General features: G+C 59.3%; 17 protein-coding genes and 2 pseudogenes. 13 read left to right on the forward strand and 6 right to left on the reverse strand.

All coding sequences use genetic code 11. The features are described 5' to 3' along the window. From asnB to ESB00_RS07540, 9 genes are all read left to right on the forward strand, one after another. On the forward strand, nt 1-1854 hold the full coding sequence (asnB, locus tag ESB00_RS07500; RefSeq protein WP_129047085.1) for an asparagine synthase (glutamine-hydrolyzing): 1854 nt from the start codon (nt 1-3) through the stop codon (nt 1852-1854). Nucleotides 1855-1905: 51 nt separating this feature from the next. Next, nucleotides 1906-3051, forward strand: coding sequence for an acyltransferase family protein (locus ESB00_RS07505; RefSeq protein WP_129047086.1), 1146 nt, complete (start codon nt 1906-1908; stop codon nt 3049-3051). Nucleotides 3052-3068: 17 nt separating this feature from the next. Continuing rightward, a complete protein-coding gene (locus ESB00_RS07510) occupies nt 3069-4634 on the forward strand; it encodes a lipid II flippase MurJ (RefSeq protein ID WP_164976089.1) in 1566 nt (521 codons plus the stop codon). A gap of 64 nt (nt 4635-4698) precedes the next feature. Continuing rightward, on the forward strand, nt 4699-5802 hold the full coding sequence (locus ESB00_RS07515; RefSeq protein ID WP_129047088.1) for an SGNH/GDSL hydrolase family protein: 1104 nt from the start codon (nt 4699-4701) through the stop codon (nt 5800-5802). Between the two features lie 71 nt (nt 5803-5873). Then, the gene (locus tag ESB00_RS07520; protein WP_129047089.1) at nt 5874-7868 is read left to right on the forward strand and encodes an acetylxylan esterase; all 1995 of its coding nucleotides are present in this window, start codon (nt 5874-5876) and stop codon (nt 7866-7868) included. A gap of 27 nt (nt 7869-7895) precedes the next feature. Next, on the forward strand, nt 7896-8492 hold the full coding sequence (locus ESB00_RS07525; protein WP_129047090.1) for a sugar transferase: 597 nt from the start codon (nt 7896-7898) through the stop codon (nt 8490-8492). 2 nt (nt 8493-8494) lie between these two features. Further along, nucleotides 8495-9718 (forward strand): glycosyltransferase family protein, encoded by a 1224-nt coding sequence (locus tag ESB00_RS07530; RefSeq protein WP_129047091.1) that lies wholly within the window; start codon nt 8495-8497, stop codon nt 9716-9718. Nucleotides 9719-9767: 49 nt separating this feature from the next. Continuing rightward, nucleotides 9768-10883, forward strand: a complete 1116-nt coding sequence (locus ESB00_RS07535) for a glycosyltransferase family 4 protein (RefSeq protein ID WP_129047092.1) — start codon at nt 9768-9770, stop codon at nt 10881-10883. A gap of 35 nt (nt 10884-10918) precedes the next feature. After that, nucleotides 10919-11953 carry an NAD-dependent epimerase/dehydratase family protein gene (locus tag ESB00_RS07540; RefSeq protein ID WP_129047093.1) on the forward strand — a complete coding sequence of 345 codons (1035 nt, stop codon included), beginning with the start codon at nt 10919-10921 and terminating at the stop codon, nt 11951-11953. On the opposite strand, the gene ESB00_RS07545 is transcribed toward ESB00_RS07540, so the two are convergent. From ESB00_RS07545 to ESB00_RS07555, 3 genes are all read right to left on the reverse strand, one after another. After that, on the reverse strand, nt 11950-14568 hold the full coding sequence (locus tag ESB00_RS07545) for an Asp23/Gls24 family envelope stress response protein (protein ID WP_129047094.1): 2619 nt from the start codon (nt 14566-14568) through the stop codon (nt 11950-11952). The two genes, ESB00_RS07540 and ESB00_RS07545, sit on opposite strands and share 4 nt — an antisense overlap. A 284-nt stretch (nt 14569-14852) precedes the next feature. Next, nucleotides 14853-15275 (reverse strand): type II toxin-antitoxin system VapC family toxin, encoded by a 423-nt coding sequence (locus tag ESB00_RS07550; protein ID WP_129047095.1) that lies wholly within the window; start codon nt 15273-15275, stop codon nt 14853-14855. Next, nucleotides 15272-15502, reverse strand: coding sequence for a type II toxin-antitoxin system Phd/YefM family antitoxin (locus ESB00_RS07555; RefSeq protein ID WP_129047096.1), 231 nt, complete (start codon nt 15500-15502; stop codon nt 15272-15274). Before ESB00_RS07555 ends, ESB00_RS07550 begins: the two co-directional genes overlap by 4 nt. 689 nt (nt 15503-16191) lie before the next feature. Between ESB00_RS07555 and ESB00_RS20170 the strand changes: the two are divergent. Together ESB00_RS20170 and ESB00_RS20175 are read left to right on the forward strand one after the other, a co-directional pair. Continuing rightward, a pseudogene (locus ESB00_RS20170) lies at nt 16192-17283 on the forward strand (polysaccharide biosynthesis protein); the annotation flags it as partial. A 240-nt stretch (nt 17284-17523) separates the two neighbouring features. Beyond that, nucleotides 17524-18051, forward strand: a pseudogene (locus ESB00_RS20175) (polysaccharide biosynthesis protein); the annotation flags it as partial. Between the two features lie 283 nt (nt 18052-18334). Here ESB00_RS20175 and ESB00_RS07565 read toward each other — a convergent pair. The 3 genes from ESB00_RS07565 to ESB00_RS07575 all read right to left on the reverse strand — a co-directional run bounded on the left by ESB00_RS07565 (nt 18335) and on the right by ESB00_RS07575 (nt 20174). Continuing rightward, nucleotides 18335-18754 (reverse strand): type II toxin-antitoxin system VapC family toxin, encoded by a 420-nt coding sequence (locus ESB00_RS07565; protein ID WP_129047098.1) that lies wholly within the window; start codon nt 18752-18754, stop codon nt 18335-18337. Then, entirely contained in the window at nt 18751-19002 is a 252-nt protein-coding gene (locus ESB00_RS07570; RefSeq protein ID WP_129047099.1) for a type II toxin-antitoxin system Phd/YefM family antitoxin, read from the reverse strand. Before ESB00_RS07570 ends, ESB00_RS07565 begins: the two co-directional genes overlap by 4 nt. 356 nt (nt 19003-19358) lie before the next feature. Next, nucleotides 19359-20174, reverse strand: a complete 816-nt coding sequence (locus tag ESB00_RS07575; protein ID WP_129047100.1) for an ABC transporter permease — start codon at nt 20172-20174, stop codon at nt 19359-19361. Between the two features lie 913 nt (nt 20175-21087). On the opposite strand from ESB00_RS07575, the gene ESB00_RS07580 reads away from it, so the two are divergent. After that, nucleotides 21088-22434, forward strand: a complete 1347-nt coding sequence (locus tag ESB00_RS07580) for a TolC family protein (protein ID WP_129047101.1) — start codon at nt 21088-21090, stop codon at nt 22432-22434. After that, complete coding sequence (locus tag ESB00_RS07585; RefSeq protein ID WP_129047102.1) at nt 22431-23567, forward strand: efflux RND transporter periplasmic adaptor subunit; 1137 nt, start codon at nt 22431-22433, stop codon at nt 23565-23567. Before ESB00_RS07580 ends, ESB00_RS07585 begins: the two co-directional genes overlap by 4 nt. Nucleotides 23568-23747 lie beyond the last annotated feature (180 nt).

The raw sequence follows: 23747 nt of genomic DNA on the forward strand, positions 1-23747 counted from the left end.
ATGTGTGGCATTGCTGGCACCTTCCGGTTGAACGAAGAATCACGGCAAGATCTCGCCGTGGACCTGGCCCGGATCATGATCCGGCGCCTGGCCCATCGCGGGCCCGATGGGATCGGGGATTTCGCCGATGAGCGCGCCTGCCTGGCGCATGCCAGGCTGAGCATCATAGATCTCGAGGGCGGGGCGCAGCCGCTTTTCAACGAGGAGGGAAACCTGGCCCTTGTCTTCAATGGCGAGATCTACGGGTACAAGCAGCTGCAAGCCGAACTGGCGAAAACCCATGTCCTCCGGACACAAAGTGACTCCGAAGTGCTGTTGCATCTGTACGAGGATCTGGGTTTCCGGATGCACGAGCGGTTAAATGGCATGTATGCGTTCGCCCTCTACAACCGGCAATCCGGCGAGTTCTATGCGGCGAATGATGGGGCGGGAATCAAGCCCCTCTATTACGCGGTCAGGAACGGGATCCTGCTGTTCGCCTCCGAGATTCGGGCCATCGTCGAGGCGTTGCGGGCGGGGCGCATGGAATGTGAGGCCGATCTGGAAGCGGCGCGCTCTTACCTGCTAAACGGCTGGATTCCGCCGCCGTATTCCCTGCTCAAGGGGGTGCGAAAGCTGCCGCCCGGCGGATTCCTCCGCGTGCGCGATGGCCGGGTCGAATCAGGCGTTCACCGGGCGAAGACTCCGGTCGCGGTCCTAGGAAATGCGGCGGCGGTTTCCAGCCTGGAGGCCCAACTGACCGCGGTGATCGAAGACCAACTAGTGGCCGACGTGCCGGTAGGTCTCTTCCTGAGCGGAGGCATCGATTCCAGCCTGTTGCTCGCGTTGACGCCGGCGGCGCGCCGGAAGGAGCTTTCGACTTTCACCATCGGCTTCGCCGGGAACACGGCCGAGGTGCGGCGGAGCAACGAAGCGGATTATGCCCGGGATGTGGCCGCGCACTTCGGCACCCAGCATCACACCGAGTACATGGCGGCGCAGGATCTCCTCCAGCTGCTCGATGCCGGGCTGGATGCCATGGACGAACCCATCGCGGATCCCGCGATTCTGCCGCTCTTGCGGATGTCCACCTTTGCGCGGGCCAAGGTCAAGGTGTGCCTTTCGGGGGATGGTGGGGACGAATTGTTCGGCGGCTATCTTCGCTTCCGAACCCTGCGCGCCCGGCAGTGGGTGCAGGCCTTGCATGCCGGGGCCCCGTTGCTGGCCATGCGCCGGGTGATGGGCCTCGGGATGATGGGACGCTCGGCCGTTTGCGGGCGGATGCGGTCCTTGCTGGGCCATCTGAGTGATCCGCGTTTTTTCTCGGGTCCGATCGACCCGAAGCATGTGCGCTACCTGGAGCAACCTCTGCCCGCCGGGTTTCGCTCGAAGCACGTGGCGGATGTTGCGCGTTCGACCATCGAGGAAGAGATCGAAGGACAGCTGGCTGGGCAGTTGCTCCCTAAGACGGATCGGATAACCATGTGGACGGGACTGGAGGTCCGGGTGCCATTCCTGGACGACCGGATGATCGATTATGCGCGGCGGCTGCCTCCGGCCGGGATGGCAACCCTAACCCGCGGCAAGATGCCATTGCGCGACATTCTAAGCCGGCACCTGCCGGCGCGCCTAGCCATGCGAGAGAAGCACGGGTTCAGGGTCCCGCTGGCCGGGTGGTTTCGCCATGAGCTCCGATCGGAATTGGAGGGCCGGCTGCGCGATGGCCGCCATTTCCCGGTGCAACTCCTGCCGGTAAACCACCTCACGGAAATATTGGATGCACACCTTGGTGAAACCAGGGATGAAAGCTACTTTCTATGGGCGGCCTTTGCGCTAGAATCTTGGTTCAGGCGGCATGGCGTCTCGTGCCACTGAAGCAATTGAGACTGACCTCCCGCCCAAGTCGGGATCACCCTACCTGAAATTATGAGTGCCCCGGCCGTGCGTTATTACGGGATCGATGTTTTGAGGGGAGTTGCCGCTTTGCTAATACTGTTTCGTCACGTCCCTCGGCCGGAAGAGGTTGGATGGTTGGCTGATACGGTAAGGTTTGTCTCGGCGGTGGGGTGGATTGGGGTCGATCTGTTCTTTGTGGTGTCGGGCTTTCTTATCTCGCGCATACTTTTCCGTGAAATTGACCAAACTGGCCGGATCAATCCCGGCCGGTTTTGGTTCCGGCGGGGATGCAAAATATGGCCGTCGTATTTTGTCTTTTATAGCATCGGCATGGCCTCAGTTGTCTTGGGCGACCCTAGCGCTCCGGTTCATTCCCAAGGCAAATACTGGCCCAATCTCCTATTTATTCAGAACTACTTTCCGGATGACATGCGGTGGCGGCATAGTTGGAGCCTTGCGGTGGAGGAACAGTTCTACATCATACTGCCACTGCTTCTGATGCTGTGCCTGATGTCACGGGCAAGGCGCTTGGGGGAGGCGAGCAATCTTTTCTTGCCTGGTTTGTTGACGCTTTGCTTTCTGGCGCCCGTGGCGCGAGCGGTCGTTATTTCAAGTGGCGGGGATTGGGAGGCGATCTACTATCCAACGCACCTGAGAATTGACGCCTTGGCGTGGGGCGTACTTCTGGGTTATTTTGTTCACTACCGCACCGCATGGTGCGTTGCGCAGCTGGCCAAGCTCAAGGGGGCGGCAGGCTTTTCGGTGGTGCCCCTGGTGGCGGTGGTCTACCTCAATCCGATCGAGACCTCCTCGATGTTCTGGGCGGCGGGATTCACCCTTCTTAGCATTTGTTTTTTCGGGATGGTGGCCGTGGCCGCGCTGCCGCATGATCGGTCGGAAGGCCCCCAATGGACTTGGTTTCACCGGCTGACTCGGGTGTTTGCATGGGTGGGAGTCTATTCCTACACCATCTATCTGGCGCATGCCATCGTCTTCAAGTTGCCAAATATGAGTGAATTTCGAGGATGGTTCTACCGCATGGCCGATATCGGCACGTGGAGTGACTTCTTGTTATTCATCGGGCTGTCGATTCTTCTCGGCTGGTTGGGCGCCAAGTTATTGGAACAACCCATCCTGAGATGGAGGGATCGGACTTATCCCGTGCTGAAGCCTTGAACCCCAGCGAGATAACCATGCGAATCACGGACAGCTTGCGCACCCTCCTGTCGGGCAGGTCGCTGAGCATCCTGCTGGTTTTGCTGGTCAACATCTTTGGGAAGTTCCTCGGTTTCCTGAGGGTGCAGCAGATTGCCGTGGTCATGGGCGCGACGGGCGCGGCGGACGCGCTCCTGCTCTGCCTACAGCTGTTCAGCGTCTGGGACGTGGCCTTTGTCAGCGGTGGCATTGCCACGGTCCTGTTGCCGGAACTTGTCCGGCGCAATGCAGCGGGGAGCATGCTGAAGTTCTCGATCGTGTCCTCGCGATTTGTCATTGCGACCGAAATCCTCTCCGTCGCCTTTGCCCTGGTGATCGTCCTTGCCTGCCTGGGGGCGGGCAGGATGATCGCCCCGGGCTTTGATGGGGAAACCCGGAATTTGTTCGGCACCAGCGTGCTCGTTTTCTCGCTTTATCCGCTCGCGATCACCGCGATGAACCTATTCGCGACGATGCAACGGTCGCTGGGCCGGTATGTGCTATATGCGGTCAATCCGATAGTGATCAATCTTTCGGCGCTCATCGCCCTATGGATCGGCAAGCACCAGGGCAGCAGCCAGGAGCAGCTGGTCGTGGGCTACCTTCTGGCCATCACGGCCGCAACGCTGCTGATGGCGGGAATCAACTTCGCCCTTTTGCCGGTTCAGATCCGGTTGAATGCGGCGGGGTTCTGGTCCAAGGCGACGGGAACCCTGCGGCATGTTGCCGCCTCGACGATCCGCTCGATTCGATCCACGGCGGTGGCCAGCCCTCTGATCGTCGTGACGGTGCTTCAGAGTCTCACCGCGCTGATCACTTCATCCATGGCGTCGCGGATGGGGGCGGGGGGGATTGCTGCCTACGGTTACGCCGACAGGTTGTCCATGATCATATACAGCGTCATTGTCGGCGGAATTTTCGTCGTGATCGAGCCAGCTTGGGCCCGCGTGCTGGCCGTCATGGACCGGCGCGAGGCACTGAGGCGGATTGAGAATGACACCTTGCTGATGCTGCTGGCCGTCCTTCCCTTTGTCTGGGTTGTCATATATGCAGGAAAGGATGTCGCCGGAGTGGTCTACAGCGGGATGAAGGGGGAGGAAGGAAGCGGACTGATTCTGGTTGCCCGCATCGCCGCTCATTGTGCCATTGGCATGCTGGCTCTGGCGGTCTCCCATGCCTTTTCTCGGGTCATCATCATTTCCGGTTATACAAATAAGATATTGCTGCCGAATGTGGCCGTTTTGGCTGCGGCGATTCCGGTCAATCTGGTTTGCGCCGCTTGGCTTGGACTTCCCGGAATCGGGCTAGCTTATGCGATCCTGATGTTCATCCAAGCTGTCGGTTACGGCCGCGTGCTGGTCACCGCCGGGTTGGGGTTAGCATTTTTCCGGCCCATGGCGCTTGCCAAGCTCGCAATCTTTGTGGTCGGAACCTCCTTGGTGGCGGCTGCGGCGAGCATGGCCCCATGGCCGGGATTCGTGCGGGCAGCCATCGTCACGGGGGTGGGATTGTGTTTTTCCTTGGTTCTTGGCTATGTGTTTAAACTGCGCCTAGAAAGAGCCTGATTCGGCAATCCCGCGCGCGATCCGCACGGGCCGATTTTTCCTCCACCCCATTCACCTCTCGAAAATGCCTGAATCTCCCCGCCTAAAATTGTTGCCACGACTACTGCTGTCCGGTGGGGCGATCGCCTTGACCTGCCTGTCGCTTGAGATTGGCATTCGGGTGGTGGACGCCAAGGCCGGGCGGGGTTTTTTCTCCAGCCATCGCAACCTCTTGCTTGAAGCGACGCCGCTCCTGCCGTTCCGGACCTTCGGGTTCGACCAATACCAGGAGGTCGGAGGCCAGCGATACATATCTGGGCGGCGAGGTGAGCTATATTCATTTAAGAAACCGCCCGGCGTCTTCCGGATTGTTTGCTTCGGCGGATCAACCACGGAACAGCGGTCGGACGAAGGAGTACAATATCCGCTCAGGTTGCAGCAGCTGCTTCGTGAACGGCTTGGACGGGACAATATCGAGGTGATCAACCTTGGTTTTTCGGCCTACGCGACTCCTCATTTCCTCATCCAGTTGGAATTGGACGTGCTGTCGTGGGAACCCGATCTGCTGATCCTCAGCGAAAACATCAACGATCTTACGGCCTCATACTTCGAGAACTTCACACCAGATTACTCCAACAAGTACCGGCATCCGTTCTACAGTGTGCCTGACTATCGGTCCCGATTTACGCGCGCGAATGTCCTCTTTCAGGACGTTCAACTATACTGGATCACTCGAGCGTTTGTTGAGAGTCGCCTGTTTCCACCATCCAGGATTGATATCCGGCGCGCTTCACTTGGCGACCAACCCTTGCCCGAGGCTCAGCAGGTCTTCGAAAGAAACCTGCGATCATTCGTAGCTTTGGCGCGGACGAACGGCATCGGGGTGGTTCTGGCCAGTCAGCCGCTCGAGCCGGGACGGGATTTTTTTGATCAGCAGATGGCGTACAAGCCGTATGCGAATATCACATTGTATCCACTGCACGAAGAGTTTCTCAAACATCACCTGTCCTACAACCGCACGATCGAAAAAGTTGCCCGTGAGACGGGGGGGTGGTTTCTGGACAATAACTCAGAATTCGGAGGGGACCGAAAATATTTTATAGATATGGTGCACTACTCGAGCGCCGGCATCGACCGATTGGCTGAGAATTACGCCAACTTTATCCTGAGCCAGAAGATTGTCCGGTAGCACTTCGAGACCGAGATCACAATATTCCGCCTGTAGGTCCCATATTCCACAGCATGTAATCCTGCAGCCGTATGGGTTCTGTTTTCTTCATATTTGGATTTCTTCGGCATACGGCCCCCGGATGGCGCGTGGCCGGCTTGATTTTCTGCACCGCGGCTGGAATAGCGGCGTCGGATGACCCGGGTGGTGGCGTCATCCAGGGAGCAACAGCCTATTTCGAGAAGTTGTCCGCGCCAAGGCCGGCGCGTCCAGCATGGGCGAAGGACTTCTCAGGTCGACGCGAGGAAATCCGGGAAAGGCTGCTCCGATCCATCGCTTTGGATCCACTTCCGGAACGCGTGGTCCTGGATGCAAGGTTCTCCGCGGTGCTGGATCATCCCTGGGCAAAAATACGGCAGGTGGCCTATCAATTGTGGCCTGGGGTGTACTCGACGGCACTACTCTACGAGCCGAAGAATTTCTCGGGACGTTTGCCAGCGATCCTGACCCCGACGGGACATTATGGTCAGTTCGACAACGCCTATGTCGAGGTTCAGGAATTCTGCCTGAACCTGGCAAGGCAGGGCTATCTGGTGCTCTCAACAGCGCAGAATCACTACGAGGATCTGTCCATGGGAATTTCGCACCAGACCGTCATGGTTTGGACGAATATGCGAGCGTTGGATTTGTTGGATGCTATGCCAAATGTAGATCGGGAGAGGATTGGCATTGCCGGAGCATCTGGAGGCGGACTTCAGACGGAGATGCTTGTGGCGCTCGATTCCAGGCCGCGGGCCGCCTCGATCGTCGGGTTCACTTGTGAGTTTCGCACGCTTCTGTATCCGGACCCGCCACATTGCGACTGCAACCACTTCCCCGGAGTCCTGCGTGATACCGATCATCCCCAGATCAGCGCATTGCGGTTCCCGATCCCCATGCAGTTCGTGACGATGAATGACTGGACGGTCGATTTCCGCACAAAAAACTTTCCGAGTATAAAGGCGCTATACGAATCCGCGGGAACGGGCGACAGGGTCGCGGTCGAGTATTTCCCGAGCAGTCATGCCTTCGAACGACCCAAAAGAGAGGCGGTCTATCAATGGCTGGCCCGGTGGCTGCAACCACCGGGAGGAACGGCGTCGGTGGTCGAACCGGAAACATCCACATTCTCCCTCGAGCGACTTCTAGCGCTTCGAGCGGAAGTGGAAACGGGCATGGGCTTCGGGGGCGTCTCGCGGCACTTCGAGGCCCGATGGCGATACCTGCCCGCCACGATCGGCAATTCCAAGCAGCTGGCCGACTTTCAAAATCGCCTGGCTAAGGTGCTAATGCGCTTGGCGGGAAATGATGCCGTCCTGCCTGTGGCGCCTGGAGCGAGACCGGTAGAATTCCCCCCGGCTGAGGCCGGCGGGTGCTTGGTGAACCGGGTCCTGATCCCAGGAGAGGGGGGATTGGTGATCCCGGCCCTGGAATTAAAGCGCCGGACCACCGGTGCCCCCCGCCGGGCTGTGCTGTATCTTTCACCCGACGATAAGAACGAACTCGTTTCACCGGTCATCACCCAGGAAATCGAGGAACTGCTGGCGGGGGACACCTTGGTGCTGATTCCCGACTTCAGGGGGAAGGGCGAGTTGGAGCAAACATGGCTGGGTCGTTCCGATTATCAGGGGAAAATGTGGGAACGTAACGGCATTGTTTGGGGCCGGCCGATTGCCGCTATGGCGGCGACCGATATCAGTTCAGTCATCGATCACCTCCTGGAGAACCGTGGCATAATGCGCGGTCAGGTTTCCATCGTGGCAAGAAAATCGGGTGAAGCCGCCCTCGTCGGCCTGCTGGCCGCAGCCATGGACCAGAGGGTGGCCAAAGCCGATCTCGATCTGAGGGGGGCCTGTTTCCAGCTCCGAAACCTGCCGCCCATGCCCTTTATCCTGCAGCACGGGGATGTGCTGCAAATCGCGGCGCTGATCGCCCCCCGATCCTTGGTGTTGCGCGGCGTGCCGCCGGAAGCCGGCTCAAGCGGCTGGCTCCAGGCGGCCTACCAGGCGGCAGGCGCCCGGACCAAACTCGACTTGCCAATCAACTAGGCAAGGAGATTGGCTGGGCGCTGCCATATGACGTCCGATCCATCGCCCGCTCCCCAAGCCAGCCAGGCCCTCAAACGAGCCTTAGACCTTGTCGTATCCGCGCTCCTGCTGGCGATCCTGCTCCCGTTGTTGCTGTTGATCGCGTTGCTCGTGGCGGTGGGTTCCCCGGGCGGCGCGCTTTTCGTTCAGGAGCGGATTGGCCGGGGCGGGCGCCCGTTCCCGATGTACAAGTTTCGCAGCATGGTGAAGGGCGCGGACCGGTCCGGCCCCTATCACACGAGCGTCAACGACGCCCGCATCACGCCCTTGGGAAAGTTGCTCCGGGCGACTAGTCTCGATGAATTGCCCCAATTGTTCAATGTGCTACGCGGTGACATGAGCCTGGTCGGACCGAGACCGGATGTGCCCGCGCAAAAGCTGCTATACAATGCGGAGGAGTGGCGGCTACGCCATTGTGTGCGCCCTGGTGTCACCGGACTGGCCCAGGTGGTCGCAAGAAATACGGCCACTCACGAGGAACGGGTGGCCTTGGATCTTGAATATGTCCGGTCGGCTTCACTCGTAACCGACATCGCGATCCTTGCCCGCACCGCGCGCAATCTGATCATCAAGCGCAGTTACTGAGAATGACTGCAAAAAGACCTAAAGTTTTGTTTGTGACGTATGGCGGCGGCCACGTTAACGTCGTGCTGCCCGTGATCCAGGCGCTCCGGAAAGCGGACATGGTGGACGTTGAAGTGTTGGGATTGACCACCGCTTCAGCCGTGCTCACCCGGCACCAGATCCCACATCTGCGGTTCAAGGACCTGACGGGACCCGGGGACGCCGAGGCTCTCGTCGCGGGTCGCAAACTGGCGGCGGGATTAGGCGGGGCCATGATCGACAGCGATGAGACCGCCGCTTACCTAGGTTTGTGCTATACCGACTTGGTGCAGCGGGAGGGAGAGGCGAAGGCCGCGAAGCTATACCAAGAGAAAGGCCGCATGTGTTTTTTACCCCAGGGTCCCTTGCGCAGGCTGTTTGATCGCTGTAATCCTGATCTCCTCGTCTCAACCAATTCACCGAGGGCCGAGCAGGCGGCGTTTTTGGTGGCGCGGGAAAGAGGCGTCCGATCGCTTTGCATCGTGGATTTGTTCGGGATTGATGAATACGCTTGGATCGGGGAAGCTCACTATGCAACTCGCATAGCAGTCCTGACAGAGAGTGTTCGGCAATTCTACATTCGATCCGGAAAGTCACCCGCTGAGGTGGTGGTAACTGGCAACCCGGCCTTCGACCGCCTGGAGAGGCACCTCAAGGGCGAAGCGCGGGATACCTTCAGGCTAGCCAAGGGTTGGACTGGCAAAAAGGTCATCCTTTGGGCCTCATCCCCGGAGCCGACGATTCATCCCACCAATGGAACCCTCGGCGACGCGTCATTGCCGCGTCGCGTGGACCAAGCGCTTATCGCGGCGGCGGCCGGGCACCCGGAGTGGCTGGTGGTGATCCGCCCCCATCCATCCGAAACCGTGTCGCCGCGGGATTGGCCAGCGAATGTAGTGATAAGCAACAAAGACGAGGATTTGGAATCGCTCTTGAGCGCGGTTGACTGTGTGCTCGTTCTTGCGTCCACCGTGGGCATGCAGGCAGCCTTGCTCGGGAGGCCTGTCATACAACTGACGGAATCGATCATCACCTCAGCAGGTCCATTCGCGGAGATGGGCTTGGCGCGCGCGGTTAACTCTATTGATGGGTTGGAAATGGCCATTGCCGAGGTGGTGGAGCATGGGCGACATTTACCGATCAAACTCGATCCGCCGGGGCATGCCTGTGAAAACGTAGTTTCACTTATCGACAGTCTCCTTCGTTAAATTTTCTTTTTGGATCCATTCGAATCCCGTCATCATTCCGTTTAACATCATGAGAATTCTTCAAGTTCGTTCTGTACTCAGCGACATGGGTCCAGGCACACAGCCGTTGTCGATTGCCAAGGAGCTGCGCCGGCGCGGGCACGAAGTCTCATTTGCTACCAGTGGAGGCGCCTATGCGCAAGAGGTTGTCAAGGCCGGGTTCAAGGTCCACATCGTGCCTACAATGGCCTATGACCGCCGTGATCCGCTGAGCACATGGCGGACCTTGAGGAGAGTCGGGCAGATAGCCCTGGATGAAAAAATCGATATCGTTCACGGTCACAATGCGGCGGCGACTTTTCTGGCCTATTGGGGTGCGAGGCTGCGCGGTCGACGGGTGCGAGCGGTGAACAGTGTGCGGGGCCTTGAGCAGAGGCCCAATTACCTGTGGCGAAATTACATTTATCGTATCCTGCCGGGACAGATTCTTACGGTCGCCACCATCACCCAGCGCGAACTGGTGCAGATTGGTGTCCCCGCCCAGAAGATCAAGGTGACTTACAATGGTTATGATCCGTTGCGCTTCGATCGAGCGGCGACGAATCCCGACCGGGTTCGCCAGGAGTTCGGCCTCCAAGGCAAACGTGTCATCGGATGTGTGGGAGCCATGGTGCGACGTCCGCCGTCAAAGGGGCAGCATCTTCTGGTGCACGCCATCAAACAACTTGTTGCGCGGTTCCCCGATGTGCACCTCCTGCTGGTTGGTGACGGCGAAGGCCGGGCGGATGTTGAAGAGGCGGTGAAACAATCGGGGCTTCAAGCCCATGTCACCCTCGCCGGCCGGCGCTTTGACACGCCGGACTTCTTTGCCTGTTTCGACATCTACAGTCTTCCTTCAATCGAGGGTGAGATTTTCCCCAATTCGATTGTAGAGGCCATGGCCCTCGGCGTTCCTTGGATCGGTAGTGACATCGCCGGATTGAAGGAACTGACCGCCAACGGGGAAGCCGGCATCGTCGTTCCGATTGGAGATGTTGATGCGCTTGCCGAGAAGCTTGCCACCCTACTCAGCGATGAAGCCTTGCGCCAAAGGATGGGTCGCCGAGCTCTGGAGGAGGCGCAAAGTCGTTTCACGATCAGCTCCGTCGTCGACCGGATTTTCACCGCTTACGACGCGAAAGAATAAGTCCGCATAGCTTCCCCTTGTAACCAACGATATCAATGGCTAGTTATCTTGTGACTGGAGCTGCCGGTTTCATCGCCTCCAAAGTAGTGGAATTTCTGCTTCGCGACGGGCATTTGGTCGTCGGCATCGACAACCTCAATGATTATTACGATCTTCGGCTGAAGGATTGGCGGCTTTCCCGATTGCTTGAGCGGTCATATGCGCATGTCCTCGGCAATCCCAAGGCCTCGTGTTTTGACGGTGTATGCGTCAGCCATGGGAACTTCCACTTCAGGGCTCTCGATGTTGAGAATCTGGCGGGACTCGATGCTCTATTCGTCGAATATAAATTTGACGGTGTCTTTAATTTGGCCGCCAGAGCGGGTGTTAGGTATTCGATGGAGCATCCACATCTATACTTGTCCACTAACACGGTGGGGGCGCTCAATATTTTGGAATGTATGCGAAAGTATGGCGTCCAAAATCATGTACTTGCATCAACTTCATCGCTGTACGCGGGCTGCCCCATGCCGTTCACAGAGGAGCTGCCAGTAAATGCGCCACTTTCACCATACGCCGTTTCAAAAAAGGCAGCCGAATTAATGTCGTTTAGTTATTACAAGCTGTATGGAATCAAAACCTCTGTCGTTCGCTATTTTACCGTATATGGACCTGCGGGTAGGCCTGACATGAGTCCTCTCAGATTTATCAAGTGGATAGATGAAGGGACCCGCTTGGAGCTTTACGGTGATGGAACTCAAGCACGTGATTTTACCTACGTCGACGATATCGCTCGTGGCACAATCTTGGCGCTGGATTGTGGTGGATTTGAGATCATCAATTTAGGTGGTGGGGCAACCCCGATCACTTTGCAGGTGCTTATTGCCTCGATAGAACGGGCACTCGGTAAAAAGGCACTGATATCCAGCAAGCCTTTCCATATTGCTGACGTGAAGGAAACTTGGGCTGATATTTCGAAAGCCCAGAGACTGTTGAATTGGCGTCCCGAGGTGCCTTTAGCCGAAGGTTTGCGGCGGACAGTTGAGTGGCATCTATCTAACCGAGAATTGGTTCGTGATCTAAAGGTCTAGTCGCCCTTGGTAGTGGCTTTAGCTATTGGTGGCTTGGCAGAACGCAGGTCAGTAACTTTATGAGTGTTCTCGATGCGTATTATGATTGGTGTGGGCCCTCGCGCTAAAGCATGAGCCAAGGCGGACAATTCGGCGCCACCGGCTAGATCACTAGCCACCTGATTTACGGGCCAATGGCGGGAAAGAAATGCAGTATAGGATTGCGTGCTACTGAGCAACATAGGCGAGGCTAGAAGCACATATATTTGCTCGTCACTCAAGAAAGTGCCGCTGGCGATGATGGGTATATCACGATGTTTCTGCCAGATATGCGCTCCTGTAAACTGGATCCGAGCTCCAGGGGTCGACGCATCATTCAGTATCGCTCCGATCCTGAGAAATGAAGCGGATTCAGGTATCGAGACTGGTTCACTTGGTCCCATCGAAATTCGATAGGTGGTCCATGAGGCGGGCGCGACATCCTGAATGAGCCCAAAGTAGCTGAAAGTGCCATTACCCCAGCCTGCCGGGGACCCGGCACCGCGAGGGCTGGGCAAACTACTTTCAAGAAATCTTCCGTTAGCATCATACCATGCGATGCAGAGGTAGGCGGTTGCTTTCGTATCCGTTAGTTGCCGAATGCTGAGTTCTGCAAAATAGGCGCTTCGCGGGTTGATTGGAATTAACTCTGCAGTGAATACTGTGCATCTCCGTCCAGCTGGATTTTGTAGACCAGTTCCACTGGGCGGAAACCCCTCTATTGCTACAAATTCAGCCACATCTGGATCCAAAGAAACCCATTGATCTCGGTGCCTAACTGAGGGATCGCGATTTATTGAGGCGACCTCTTCGGAATACATTGGGCGGTTGGATGCGGTGATGGCCACGACCGAGAAAATTGAATTCGAAATTGGGCGAGCTATACAGTTTCGGCGCTCACTCAAACCGAGCAGATTGGGGTGGAGGGTGTGAATGATACTAGCAGTGGGGGCCGGTGAAATAAATCTACAGGTTTCTTCTGTGGAGCGTTCCAACACAGCGGATGCGATAGAATGAATCGCCTTCAGCTGAAGATCGTCAGGTGTGATGGCGAGTAAATGCTGGGCTCTGGTTGGACCCCAAGCTGATGAGGAGGGTATTGTGACCATTGCAGCTAATGCTCCGCACACTGTTATGTACTGTGGAGAAAGGCTGGATGGGGCCATGGAATTGACCGTTCTGCCAGCCGTTGGACGAAAACTCTGGAGCGCAGCATGCCAAGTAATAACAAGGGCTAAACCGGCTGGCATGGCCAAAAACATGCGGCTATAGACCGTAATCCCTCCGGCAATGGAGTTGGCAAACGGAATAGAAAAAAATGGACAAAGAAGAACTAGAAATGGGGTGATCGTCATCCAGCCAGCTACATTGTTATGGCTGATCAGGAACAGACTTACAGTCAGGCCCAAGACCCCGTAGAGGCCAACAGTTCCGAGCATATTGACAAATGCAACCGATCCGGGGGTGCAGTGGTTGAACCCATACCAAGGTGTGAGCCAGCCAAGGTTGAGTAATTCGGAATTAGGGAGATATTGCCTAGGGATAAATAATACTGTGGCAACGCTGAGCAGCAGAATGACAACTGCTAACCAGCCAAAGGCGGCGCGCTTCCATTTGATCAGGCTCCAGAAGACGACTGCTAGAATGCCCAGTCCCGCGATGCCGAGGCCTTGGATGTGGTTGAGTGCGGTCAGGGCGCTTAGCGCGCAGGTACACGCACACAATTTGAGAAGGGAAGCGGGAGTAGGGAGTAGTGATCTAACCAGTGAACGGTAGCCTGTAGACGGTGGAGTCACCTGCTTCCCTTGAGCTCCGAGTGCCTCAATCGTAATGCGCGTAAGTGCGATGGCGCCGATCTGGGCGAGGATGCTGCTCGAAAGGCCGTAGTAGCGGTAGAACGAGAAGATGTTGTTGCCGAAGGTGAGGGCGTTCAGGAGCAAGAAGACAAATGAAGCGCGCTCGCTTAAGCCAACGGCGCGAGCTAAACGGTAATACTGCCAGCTGAGCAGCAGACAGACACTCGTATAATAGAAATTCAGGAGGCTGAGCTGCGCGAGACCGGTCGTGTGTCCGGTCAGGCTATAGGGCAGGAAGTAGCTGGATTTGGTCCAAGAGGAGTGGGCGGTGACCTGCTCAAGGATGTGCCATTCATTGATCCGCCGGAGGTGTTCCCACGGGTCGGAGGGCCACTCGAGGTAGAGGCCAGGGATCCAGAAGAGGAGGGCGAGGCAGGCCCAAGGCAGGAGGCGGTAACCGGTGGACAGTAGTCGGTAGACGGTTGGCGGAGGCCGGAGGCCGGAGACTGAAGGCTGGATACCGGAGACAAGGGGACCACCTTTTCCCCTGTAACCTTCACCTTTCTCCTGCGCTGTGCGCTTCCACCAAAAACGGAGGGCGATTCCGCCAAGAATCAGGTGGATGGCGTGGAGGGTCCAGTAAACATGCAGCAAGCAGGGCACCCACGTTCCTGTTTCATTCTCAATGCCTCTTTCTCCCGCACCAGCATTAACCGGCCATTTCAGCCACGCATAGAGCAAATACGCGACAAGGTAGGGGATAAGGAAGGCCCAGCCGGACCGGAAATAGGACGGGAGCAACGCTCCCAGCCTACTTCCGGAGGAGGAGGGAGGCGGGAGAAGGGAGGAAGGAGGCCCGCCGCCGCCTTGAGGGCTGTGGCGCGGCTCGTCCTGCCCTTGTGTTGCAGGCGAGGAGGCTGGTTGGCTGGCGGAGTCGCTCGACATGGTTCGCACCTGCGGTGGTCACGTTTAAGTTTGAAGTTTATGTTGAAGGCGAAGGACAGGGAGGCGCAACGTCTTCTCGCTTCAACTTCAGTCAAGTGCCCGCGCGCAGAGCTCAACCCTCAACTTTAAATGGGCAACTTTCAGGTGGTGGAGAGCAAGGGCACGCCGGCGGCGGTGGCGGCCTGCCTGAGCGTGCGATCATCCGTCGCCAAAGTGGCGCCGCGGCGCATGGCCAATTCCAAATAAGCGGCATCGTAGATGGTGAGCCCATACTGTCGGGCGAGCGCGGCGGTATCGCTGCCCGAGCGCCGGCCCGTTTCGTCGTCGGTGGTCACGGGCAGAGCCTGGACGAGGTGCAGTGCTTCCGTGATGTCGGCCTGTGTGGCCCGCTTGCGCCGCTCAGCCATGATCAGGCCGTTGGCCACTTCCACCCACCAGTGGGCCGGCACGAGCACCGGCGTCCCATCCTCCATCGCACTCATGGCCTTCAGGGCATGCGGCGCCTGCTCATCCTGCATCAGGAAACCGAGGGCGGTCGAGGCGTCGATGACGAGAAACTTCACAAGCGGCGTCCCGCATTGACCAGATCCCGGGCTGTTTCGCCGCGGTCAAGGCTCAGTCGCGCGCGGAGCCGGCGGATCTGGCCAAAGACATCCACGCCAGGCGAGTCAGGACTGGTGATAATGGCGATGGGTTGCCCGCGGTCGGTCACCTGCACCGGCGCACGCGCCGCCCGTCGCACCAAGGAGCCCGTTTTGGCATGGAGCTGCTTGAGGGTGATGGTCTTCATTTAAGGTGTAACTCAAAGTTACACTTTGCGAAGAAAGGCAAGCTTGTTCGGTCGTGAGGGCAGAAGGAGGGACAGAGGGCCCGCCTACGCCGAGCTTCGGCGAGACTCGTCCCGAGGCAGCGCCTCAGGCGGGGTAGAACCGTCTTCGCCTGGCTTAGGCGCGGTGAGCGGTGGGCGGTTGCGGCGAAGCCGCACGGTAGACGGTGTCCGGTTGCAACGAGGTCGCACTGTTGGCGGTTTTCTCACTGTCATCCGTTGCTCCGGTTAGCCCCGACAAAGTCGGCCCGACAGGGCGCCTATTTCTCACCTCTGGGTGTGAAATATGCGGGTTAAACGGCGCGTTCTGCGCCCGGCGAGGAGCGCGCTTTGCTCTTGCCTGCTCGAGTGGGACCGGATGTCACTGTTTGCCTCAGGGATTAAGACATGAGTCCGGCTTGGGCCAGAGCCGGGCCATGTGGTTGAATCCCTGGTTTTCCTTCATGAAATCTTTTCAGCATCAGTTTGGCCTGCGCTTCCTGCTTACCGTCGGATGCTATCTGGCCATTCTGGCGACCTCGTTCTATTTGGCTTACGAACTGCGGTTCGATTTCGCGCCGCCGCCCGAGATGCAAGAAGAGCGCTTGCGCCTCCTGAAATATGCGCTCGTGGTCAAGTTTCTGGGCCTGGTCCTATTGCGGCAGATGGGGAGCATGTTACGCTACTTCAGCATTCCTGATCTGATCCGGGTGGCGGTGGCGATGGCGGCGAGCAGTGCGTTGTTGATCACGCCCCGTTTGCTCGGCCAAGCCAGCTATATTTTCCCACGTGGTGTGCTGCTAATCGATCTCCTGCTGAGCATCGTCGGTCTTTGTGCTTTCCGCATCGCCTTGCGCGTTTACCAAGAGCGTAATCTGTCGGATCGCGGGACCAAGTCTGAGGATATTGTAATCGTCGGGGCGGGGGACACCGGCGCTTCTCTGGCCAGGGAATTGCTGGCCAAGCCGGCTCGCGGGTTGAAGCCGGTGGCTTTTTTTGATGACGACCCGAAGAAACGGGGACGCCTGCTGCACGGCGTACCGGTGCTCGGCGGCCCTGATGCTATTTCCCAGGGCAAGTTGCCTGACGTGCGCACGGTGGTTGTGGCCATGCCATCGGCCCCGCAGCGGCGGGTGCGCGAAATCGTGCTTTTGCTGGCACAACAGGGATACAAGGTGGAGATCGTCCCCGCGATTGAGGATCTCGCCTCGGGCCGCGCCAAGGCCAGTCATCTGCGGGCGGTTGAGGTCGAGGATCTGCTCGGGCGCGAGCAGGTGGCGCTCGATACCTCGGCGATCCGGAAATTTGTCGAATCCAAGGTCGTGATGGTGACCGGAGCGGGTGGGAGCATCGGCAACGAACTTTGCCGCCAGATCGCCCGGTTGAACCCGCAGCGCCTACTCATGGTGGAGCAATCGGAAGTGAGTCTGTTCCAGATTGAGCAGGAAATGAACGAACTGGGCATGGGAGCCATCGCCGTGCCGTTGGTCGCGAACATCACTGACCAGGTTCGCATGCAGGATGTCTTTTCCAAGCACCACCCGCAGGTCGTTTTCCATGCCGCGGCGCACAAGCACGTCTTCATGATGGAGCGCCAGCCTTCCGAGGCCATTCGCAACAACAGCATCGGGACTCGGCTCTTGGGCGAAATGGCGGCGGCGTTCAAGGTCGAGTCCTTCGTGCTGATATCGACCGACAAGGCCATCAACCCCACTAACGTCATGGGTGCGAGCAAGCGACTCGCGGAGATTCATCTGCAGGCCCTGCAGGCTCGCCTGCAGGCGGGAGAAAGGAGAAAGGAGCAGGGAGCACGGATGGCCGGGAGCATGCCTGAGCGCATGGTAGTGGTGCAGACGGTCCTTGGAGCGGAGGCCGGGTTGGCAGAGAACGGAGGCCGGAGACAGGAGGCTGGCGAGCCTCCAACGAAAATCGGGGATCGGGTTGTCGGCACAGGCATCCCTTCTCCCTCCTCCATTCTCCATTCTCCCGTAGCCGCGCAGCCGGCTACCAAATTCATCGCCGTGCGCTTTGGCAATGTGCTGGGCTCCTCGGGCAGTGTGGTGCCGATTTTCAAAAAGCAAATCGCTGCAGGCGGCCCGGTCACGGTCACCCATCCCGATGTCACGCGTTACTTCATGACGATTCCCGAGGCGGTCGGCCTGGTCATGCAGGCGGCCGTGATGGGCAAAGGCGGCGAGATTTTCGTCTTGGACATGGGGCAGCCGGTCAAGATCGCGGATCTCGCCCGCCAGATGATCGAACTCAGCGGCCTGAAGGTGGGGGAAGACATCGAAATCAAGTTCACCGGCCTCAAGCCTGGCGAAAAACTCTACGAGGAGCTGCAACACCACGATGAACAGCATCTGCCGACGGAGCACCCCCGGGTGATGCGCTTTGTGCCCTCAGGCGACGCCTCAGCGGCCAGCGCGCAGGCCATCGACCAACTTGAACCGATCCTCTACACGGTCAGTCCCAATCCCATCAAGGAACAGATCAAGGGCATCATTCCGGAATATACGCCGTATCTGGATTGAGCGCGTACGCGCGCTCAATCCAGTTTAAGTGGGAAGTTTAAGTTTAAGGAGAAGGCGGGGTGCGGGGTGCGCCGGTGACCGGAGGACGGTCGGACGGTCGGACAGTGGACGGCGGCGGGAGACCGGAGACCGGTAGACGGTCGGACGGTGTGCGCGAAGCGCGGGAGGAGGGAGGTGCGCTGAGCGGGAGCAGGGGCAAGGGACCAAGGACCAAGGACTAGGGACTAGCTGCTAGGAGCTAGTGGGGCTTCAACTTAAACTTCAGACTTCAATTCGCGCGGCGCTAGTTGAGCGCCAGATCGATCCCCGCTTTTAGCGCGGCACCGCGCAAATCGCCGTCGAGCGAGGCCAGGGGCAGTCCCTTTCTCAGGGCCAGCTCAAGGTAGGCGGCATCGTAGGCGGTCAACCCGTATTGTTCGGCCAAGGCCAGGGTTTGGCTCCACGCGACCGAAGGGGTCTCCATGTCCACCTCGATATCGTAAAGCTGAAGCGTGGAGAAAAACTTCCTGATGCCGGCTTCGTCAATGCGACCGCGCTTTTTGGTTCCGAGCAGGACATTCGCGATCTCCAGATGCCAGAGGGATGGCACCCACACCTTCCGGCCGCGGGCGATTTCGTCCTGCAGGGCGGTCGTGGCGGCGGTGGATTCGTCGGCAAACACCCACGGAAGGGTTGCCGAACAATCGACGACCACATCGCTCACCGTCGTCCCTTCGCGATGAGTTCACGAGCCGAAAGGCCCTTGAGCCGGTATTTCCGGCTCATCACGCGGAGTTCCTTGGTGGCTTTGAGGCGCGCCGCGGCGAGCGAATCGATGGCGGGGACGAGCTTGGCCACCGGAGTGTCGTGCTTGGTGATCGTGACCTCGCCGCCGCGTCCCACCCGTTCGATCAATTCGGACAAGCTGTTCTTGGCCTCGAAAACTCCGACAGTGGTCGAATGGGATTTCATGGCTGCAAGCTAGTTATTCTGGCTACAAGGTCAAGGCAGGGCGAGGCGCGGGACGCGCTGCGCGCCGGTGACCGGAGGACGGTCGGACAGTGGACGGAGGCGAGAGACCGGAGACCGGTAGACGGTCGGACGGTGTGCGCGAAGCGCGGGAGGAGCACTGTTGCCCACTGCTGTGGGCACATGTGTTTGTCCGACGTTCTTGAGCTATGCTCAAAACGTAGGCAAAGGAGGAGGGAGGTGCGCTGAGCGGGAGCAGGGGCAAGGGACCAAGGACCAAGGACTAGGGACTAGCTGCTAGGAGCTAGTGGGGCTTCAACTTAAACTTTCGACTTCAACTCGCGCCGGGTCGGCGCGAATCACAACACATCCGCAAAGCTCGGGCGCAGGCGCTGGTAGATCCAGGCGCCGAGCAGATAGCTGATCAGGCCGCAGCCGCCGAGGTAGGCGAGGTGGGTGAAGTTGAGCGGGTGATCCCAGAAGACCACGCTGCGGGCTTCCTGGATGGTCAGGAGCAGGGGATTGAAGCGGAGGATCGTGTAGATCTCGGGCGGTATCTTGGCGACGGGGTAAAAGACCGCGCTGGCGAAGAGCAGGGCCAGGGAAAGAAACTGGGTGATCTGGGCCACGTCCCGCCAGAATACGCCGAGCGCGGAAAGCCCCAGCGAAAGGCCAAGGGCCATCAGGGCCAGCGGCAGGATCAGCACGGGGAGCCACAACACCCCGGCTTGCAACGGCACGCCGCACACCAAGGCCCCGCCCAGCACCAGTCCGAGGGTGATCAGGAAATGCACGCTCGCGGCACCGAGGTTGGCGGCGGGCAGGATTTCCAAGGGGAAGACGACTTTCTTGACGAAGTTCGGGTTACTCGTGACCAGTGAGGGGGAGGTGGCCATGACCTCCGCCAGAAAATGGTGGATGGCCAGACCGAGGAAAACGACGAGGGCATATTCGACGCGGGTTTCGGGCAGTTCCTCCGGCTTGAAGCGTCCGCCGAAAATGTAGCCGAAGACCACGACGTAGAGCGCCAACATCAAGAGCGGATTCAGCAGCGACCACACCAGCCCGAGATGACTGCCCTTGTGCCTCAGCTCGACCTGCCGCTTGGTGAACTGACCCACGAGACTGCGATTGCGCCAGAGGGTGACGAGGATCGCGTTGGGGCGGGGAGGCATGGGGCGTTGTATCCGTCGGGCGATTTGCAGGGCAAGGGCTTTCGTGGCGCGCTGCGCGCCAGTGCGGGAGGAGGGAGCAGGGATGGAGACGGGAGGCAGGAGTCGGTGGGCGGTGGGACGGTGGGCGGTGGGCACGCAGCGCCAGTTGAAGTCTGAAGTTTAAGTTTAAGTTGATCGGGTACTGGTGGCCGGTAGACGGTGGGCGCGGTGCGCGGTGCGCCGGGAGAAACACTGTTGCCCACTGCAGTGGGCACATGTGTTTGTCCGACGTTCTTGAGCGCAGCTCAAAACGTAGGCAGTGACACCGTTGCGGTGTGTTCACCGCCCGGTGTTTGTCCGACGTTCTTGGACATTCGTCCAAAACGTAGGCAAAGGTGGAGGGGGGAAGGGATGGAGACGGGAGGCAGGAGTCGGTGGGACGGTAGACGGTGGGACGGTAGACGGTGGGACGGTGGACGGTGGGTGCGATGCGCCAGTTGAAGTCTGAAGTTTAAGTTGATCGGGTACTGGGGGCCGGTAGACGGTGGGCGCGGTGCGCCGGGAGAAAGCAGAAGGGAGGAGGGAGAAGGGACCAAGGACTTGGGACTAGTGGCTAGGGACTAGCTGCTAAGAGCTAGTGGGGCTTCAACTTAAACTTCAGACTTCAACTCGCGCGGCGTCGGCGCCGCGTGGTGGTCCACTGACCACGCTTTCGCCTGCGGCTTAAGCGCGGCCACACTTTTTAAAAATACTTTAGGTTGAAGGGTGGAGGCAGAAGGGACCAACGACTAGGGAGTAGCTGCTAGGAGCTAGTGGGGCTTCAACTTAAACTTCAGACTTCAACTCGCGCCGCGCTGGGCGCGGCGCGCCCAGCGCGGTGCGTTTACTGTTGCCAAGGCACCGGCTTTGCGGCGCCTTGTCTGTCAATTATCCCATGAAATTCTCTCGATTGTTGGTGGCGGGTGTGGTGTTGACCGGTGGTTTGTTCGTCCAGGCTTTCGCGCAGGACGTTGTGACGGTGGAAAAGCTCTATCCCGAGCTCGATAACATCCTCAAGCAGGCCGTCGCGCAGTCCCCGCGCATGCTCAGCCGGGCCATTGATCTGGAAATTGCGGAGAACGACCGCATCGCAGCCCGGGCCGGCCTCCTGCCGACGGTCGGTGGCGCCTTCCGCTACTATGAAGCCCGCGAGCGTCGCGCCGATCTCGGTGTGCGCATGAGCGTGCCGAAGACTTATTACGATTTCAGCATCTCCCAGCCCCTCTACCACTGGGGCGAACGCACCAACACGGCCCGCATGGGCGAAATCCGTGAGTTCATTGCCCAAGGCAACTACCGCGAGGGCTACCGGCTCTTCGCGCAGGAGGTGCGCAACGCCTATCTGAAGCTCATCGTGGACAAGCTCCGCGCCAAGCGCTCGGCTTATGCCCTCGACTACGCCAACAACCAGCTGAAGCAGGGCGAGGAACGGCTGGCCCAGAAGGTCATTTCCGAAGGTCAGATGTTTGTCATCCGCATCGACGCCGAGCGCGCCCAAGTCACGGCCGAGCGGGCGGCCTTTGAATTTGAAAGCGGCCTCGCCTCCTTTGCCCGCCTGACCGGTGCGCCGCTCCGCGCCGAGGCGGTGCCGGACGTAATTCCGCCGGTGAAAGACCAGGGCACCGCGCTCAATTCGCTGGTGCAGGGCTATCTGGCCCAGTCCGAGCTCCCGAGCCATGAGGCCGTCAGCCTGCGCAACACGCTCGATCTGGAGCGGCTCAATCTGGCCAATCACAAAACCCGGCTCAAACCCAAGTTCTCCCTCGTCGCCGGCGCCAATCAGGACGAACAGCGCTACACCGCGCTGGGTTCGAAATACAAGGTGGATTCCTACTATGCCGGCGTGAGCGTCGGCTGGACCATTTTCGACGGCTTCAGCGCCCGTTCGGCGGTGCGTTCCTCCCTGGCCCGCCTCCGCAGCATGGAAAGTGACTACCGGGTGTTGACCGACCGGCTCGCCCAACACGTGCAGAGCCAGGCCCGACTGGCGGGTTTTGCCGCGCGTTCGGCCGCCATCAACAACAAGCTGCTCGATTCCGCCGAAGGCAACTTGTCGGAAAAGACCGAACAATTCTCCCGCGGTGCGGTCGCTCAGGAGCAGGTCAACCTTGCGCAACTGAATCTCTACGACATGCAGCTCACCGCCTATCTTTCCCGCATCGAGTATTTCACGCACGTCAGCGAACTGCTCGGCACCGTGCGTGAGGACCCCGTGCTCGCCAACCTCCCGGCCGGCAAATGACCAAGCCTGCGGTTTCCACCTCCTCCTTTCCCTGGCGCTGGCTCGTGGCCGGCGGAATTCTGGCGGTTGCCGCCTATGTTTACTTCATCGCTCTGCGGCCGGTGGCCGTGGTGGTGCCGGTGGTGCGCGGCCGGGCCGTCAATTCCGTGCCCGGCAGCGTCGAAGTGAAGGCCGAATCCGTGCTCCCCGTCAAAAGCGAGGCCGGCGGCCGCATCGTCACCTCCTCGCTCAATCCGGGGCGCGTGGTCACCAAGGACGAAGTGCTGCTGCAACTGGACACCGGTGACGTGGACATCGAGATCGAGCGCATCGCCAACGACCTCGAGGCCGCGCGGCGCCGCGCCCAGGTCGGTTCCACCCTGCGCGCCGAGCGGGACAACAAGCTCGATTCCCTGAACGAACTCGAGCGCCGCGTAAAGGCCGGCGCCTTTTCCGTGGCGGAGTTCGAACGGGAGAAACGCCTTTACCAGCAGCTCGTGCAACGCGTCGATCTGGAGGAGGTCAATCTGAAGCTGGGCGTGGAAAACCTGGAGAACGCCCTGCGGGCCAAGCAGCGCGAGAAGGCCAAGATGACCATCGTGGCGCCGTTTGACGGGGTGATTGCCGAACTCAACATCGCCGGCAAGCCGGGCGAGCTCATCGGGCGCGACTTCACCCTGGCGACGCTCATTTCCAAGAGCCGCGTGGTGGAGGCCAAGATCAGCGAGGAAAACTACGCCGGACTCATCGTGGGGCAGGCCGCCGGGGTGAGCTTCCTCAGCTACGGTCCGCAGCAGTATCGTGCCACGCTCACCAAGAAGCTGCCCACGGCCAACGCCGAGACCCAGCGCTACACCATCCATCTCAACGTCGAGATCCCCGAGGACAAGCTCGTGCCCGGCCTGACGGGCGAGGTGGTCATCGTGATCGGCCAGCGAGACAACCAGATGATCATCCCTCGCCGCGCCCTCCGCAGCAAGCAGGTGATGCTGGTCGAGTCCGGCCAGGTGGTCGTTCGCTCGGTGGAGGTCGGCTACACCGCCCTCAACGAAGTCGAAATCCTGAAGGGCGTCTCCGCGGGTGACCTCGTGATCGTCGAGGAGCTGGACACTTTCCGTCCCGGGCAACGCGTGCGCACGCGCACCGCAAACTAGCCCGGATATTTCACCCCCATGAAAGACGTTGAATCAGAAGTATCCGTTTTGCCTTCGGCAAAAGCGACTTCGTCGCGGTTAGCCCCGACAAGGTCGGCCCGGCCGGGTGCCTATTTCTCACCTCTGGGTGTGAATCATGCGGGCTAGCCCCGGTGCAGGGCGTAGGGTGAAAGGAGGAGG

It is taken from the genome of Oleiharenicola lentus, from assembly GCF_004118375.1.
In the GTDB taxonomy this organism is placed as follows: domain Bacteria; phylum Verrucomicrobiota; class Verrucomicrobiia; order Opitutales; family Opitutaceae; genus Lacunisphaera; species Lacunisphaera lenta.

Bases quoted from the DNA above. Each gene is read 5' to 3' on its own strand.
- ESB00_RS07520 (WP_129047089.1), top strand. From the start codon at position 5,874: ATGGGTTCTGTTTTCTTCATATTTGGATTTCTTCGGCATACGGCCCCC.
- asnB (WP_129047085.1), top strand. From the start codon at position 1: ATGTGTGGCATTGCTGGCACCTTCCGGTTGAACGAAGAATCACGGCAA.
- ESB00_RS07510 (WP_164976089.1), top strand. From the start codon at position 3,069: ATGCGAATCACGGACAGCTTGCGCACCCTCCTGTCGGGCAGGTCGCTG.
- ESB00_RS07540 (WP_129047093.1), top strand. From the start codon at position 10,919: ATGGCTAGTTATCTTGTGACTGGAGCTGCCGGTTTCATCGCCTCCAAA.
- ESB00_RS07580 (WP_129047101.1), top strand. From the start codon at position 21,088: ATGAAATTCTCTCGATTGTTGGTGGCGGGTGTGGTGTTGACCGGTGGT.
- ESB00_RS07530 (WP_129047091.1), top strand. From the start codon at position 8,495: ATGACTGCAAAAAGACCTAAAGTTTTGTTTGTGACGTATGGCGGCGGC.
- ESB00_RS07585 (WP_129047102.1), top strand. From the start codon at position 22,431: ATGACCAAGCCTGCGGTTTCCACCTCCTCCTTTCCCTGGCGCTGGCTC.
- ESB00_RS07525 (WP_129047090.1), top strand. From the start codon at position 7,896: ATGACGTCCGATCCATCGCCCGCTCCCCAAGCCAGCCAGGCCCTCAAA.
- ESB00_RS07575 (WP_129047100.1), bottom strand. From the start codon at position 20,174: ATGCCTCCCCGCCCCAACGCGATCCTCGTCACCCTCTGGCGCAATCGC.
- ESB00_RS07570 (WP_129047099.1), bottom strand. From the start codon at position 19,002: ATGAAATCCCATTCGACCACTGTCGGAGTTTTCGAGGCCAAGAACAGC.
- ESB00_RS07535 (WP_129047092.1), top strand. From the start codon at position 9,768: ATGAGAATTCTTCAAGTTCGTTCTGTACTCAGCGACATGGGTCCAGGC.
- ESB00_RS07515 (WP_129047088.1), top strand. From the start codon at position 4,699: ATGCCTGAATCTCCCCGCCTAAAATTGTTGCCACGACTACTGCTGTCC.
- ESB00_RS07505 (WP_129047086.1), top strand. From the start codon at position 1,906: ATGAGTGCCCCGGCCGTGCGTTATTACGGGATCGATGTTTTGAGGGGA.
- ESB00_RS07555 (WP_129047096.1), bottom strand. From the start codon at position 15,502: ATGAAGACCATCACCCTCAAGCAGCTCCATGCCAAAACGGGCTCCTTG.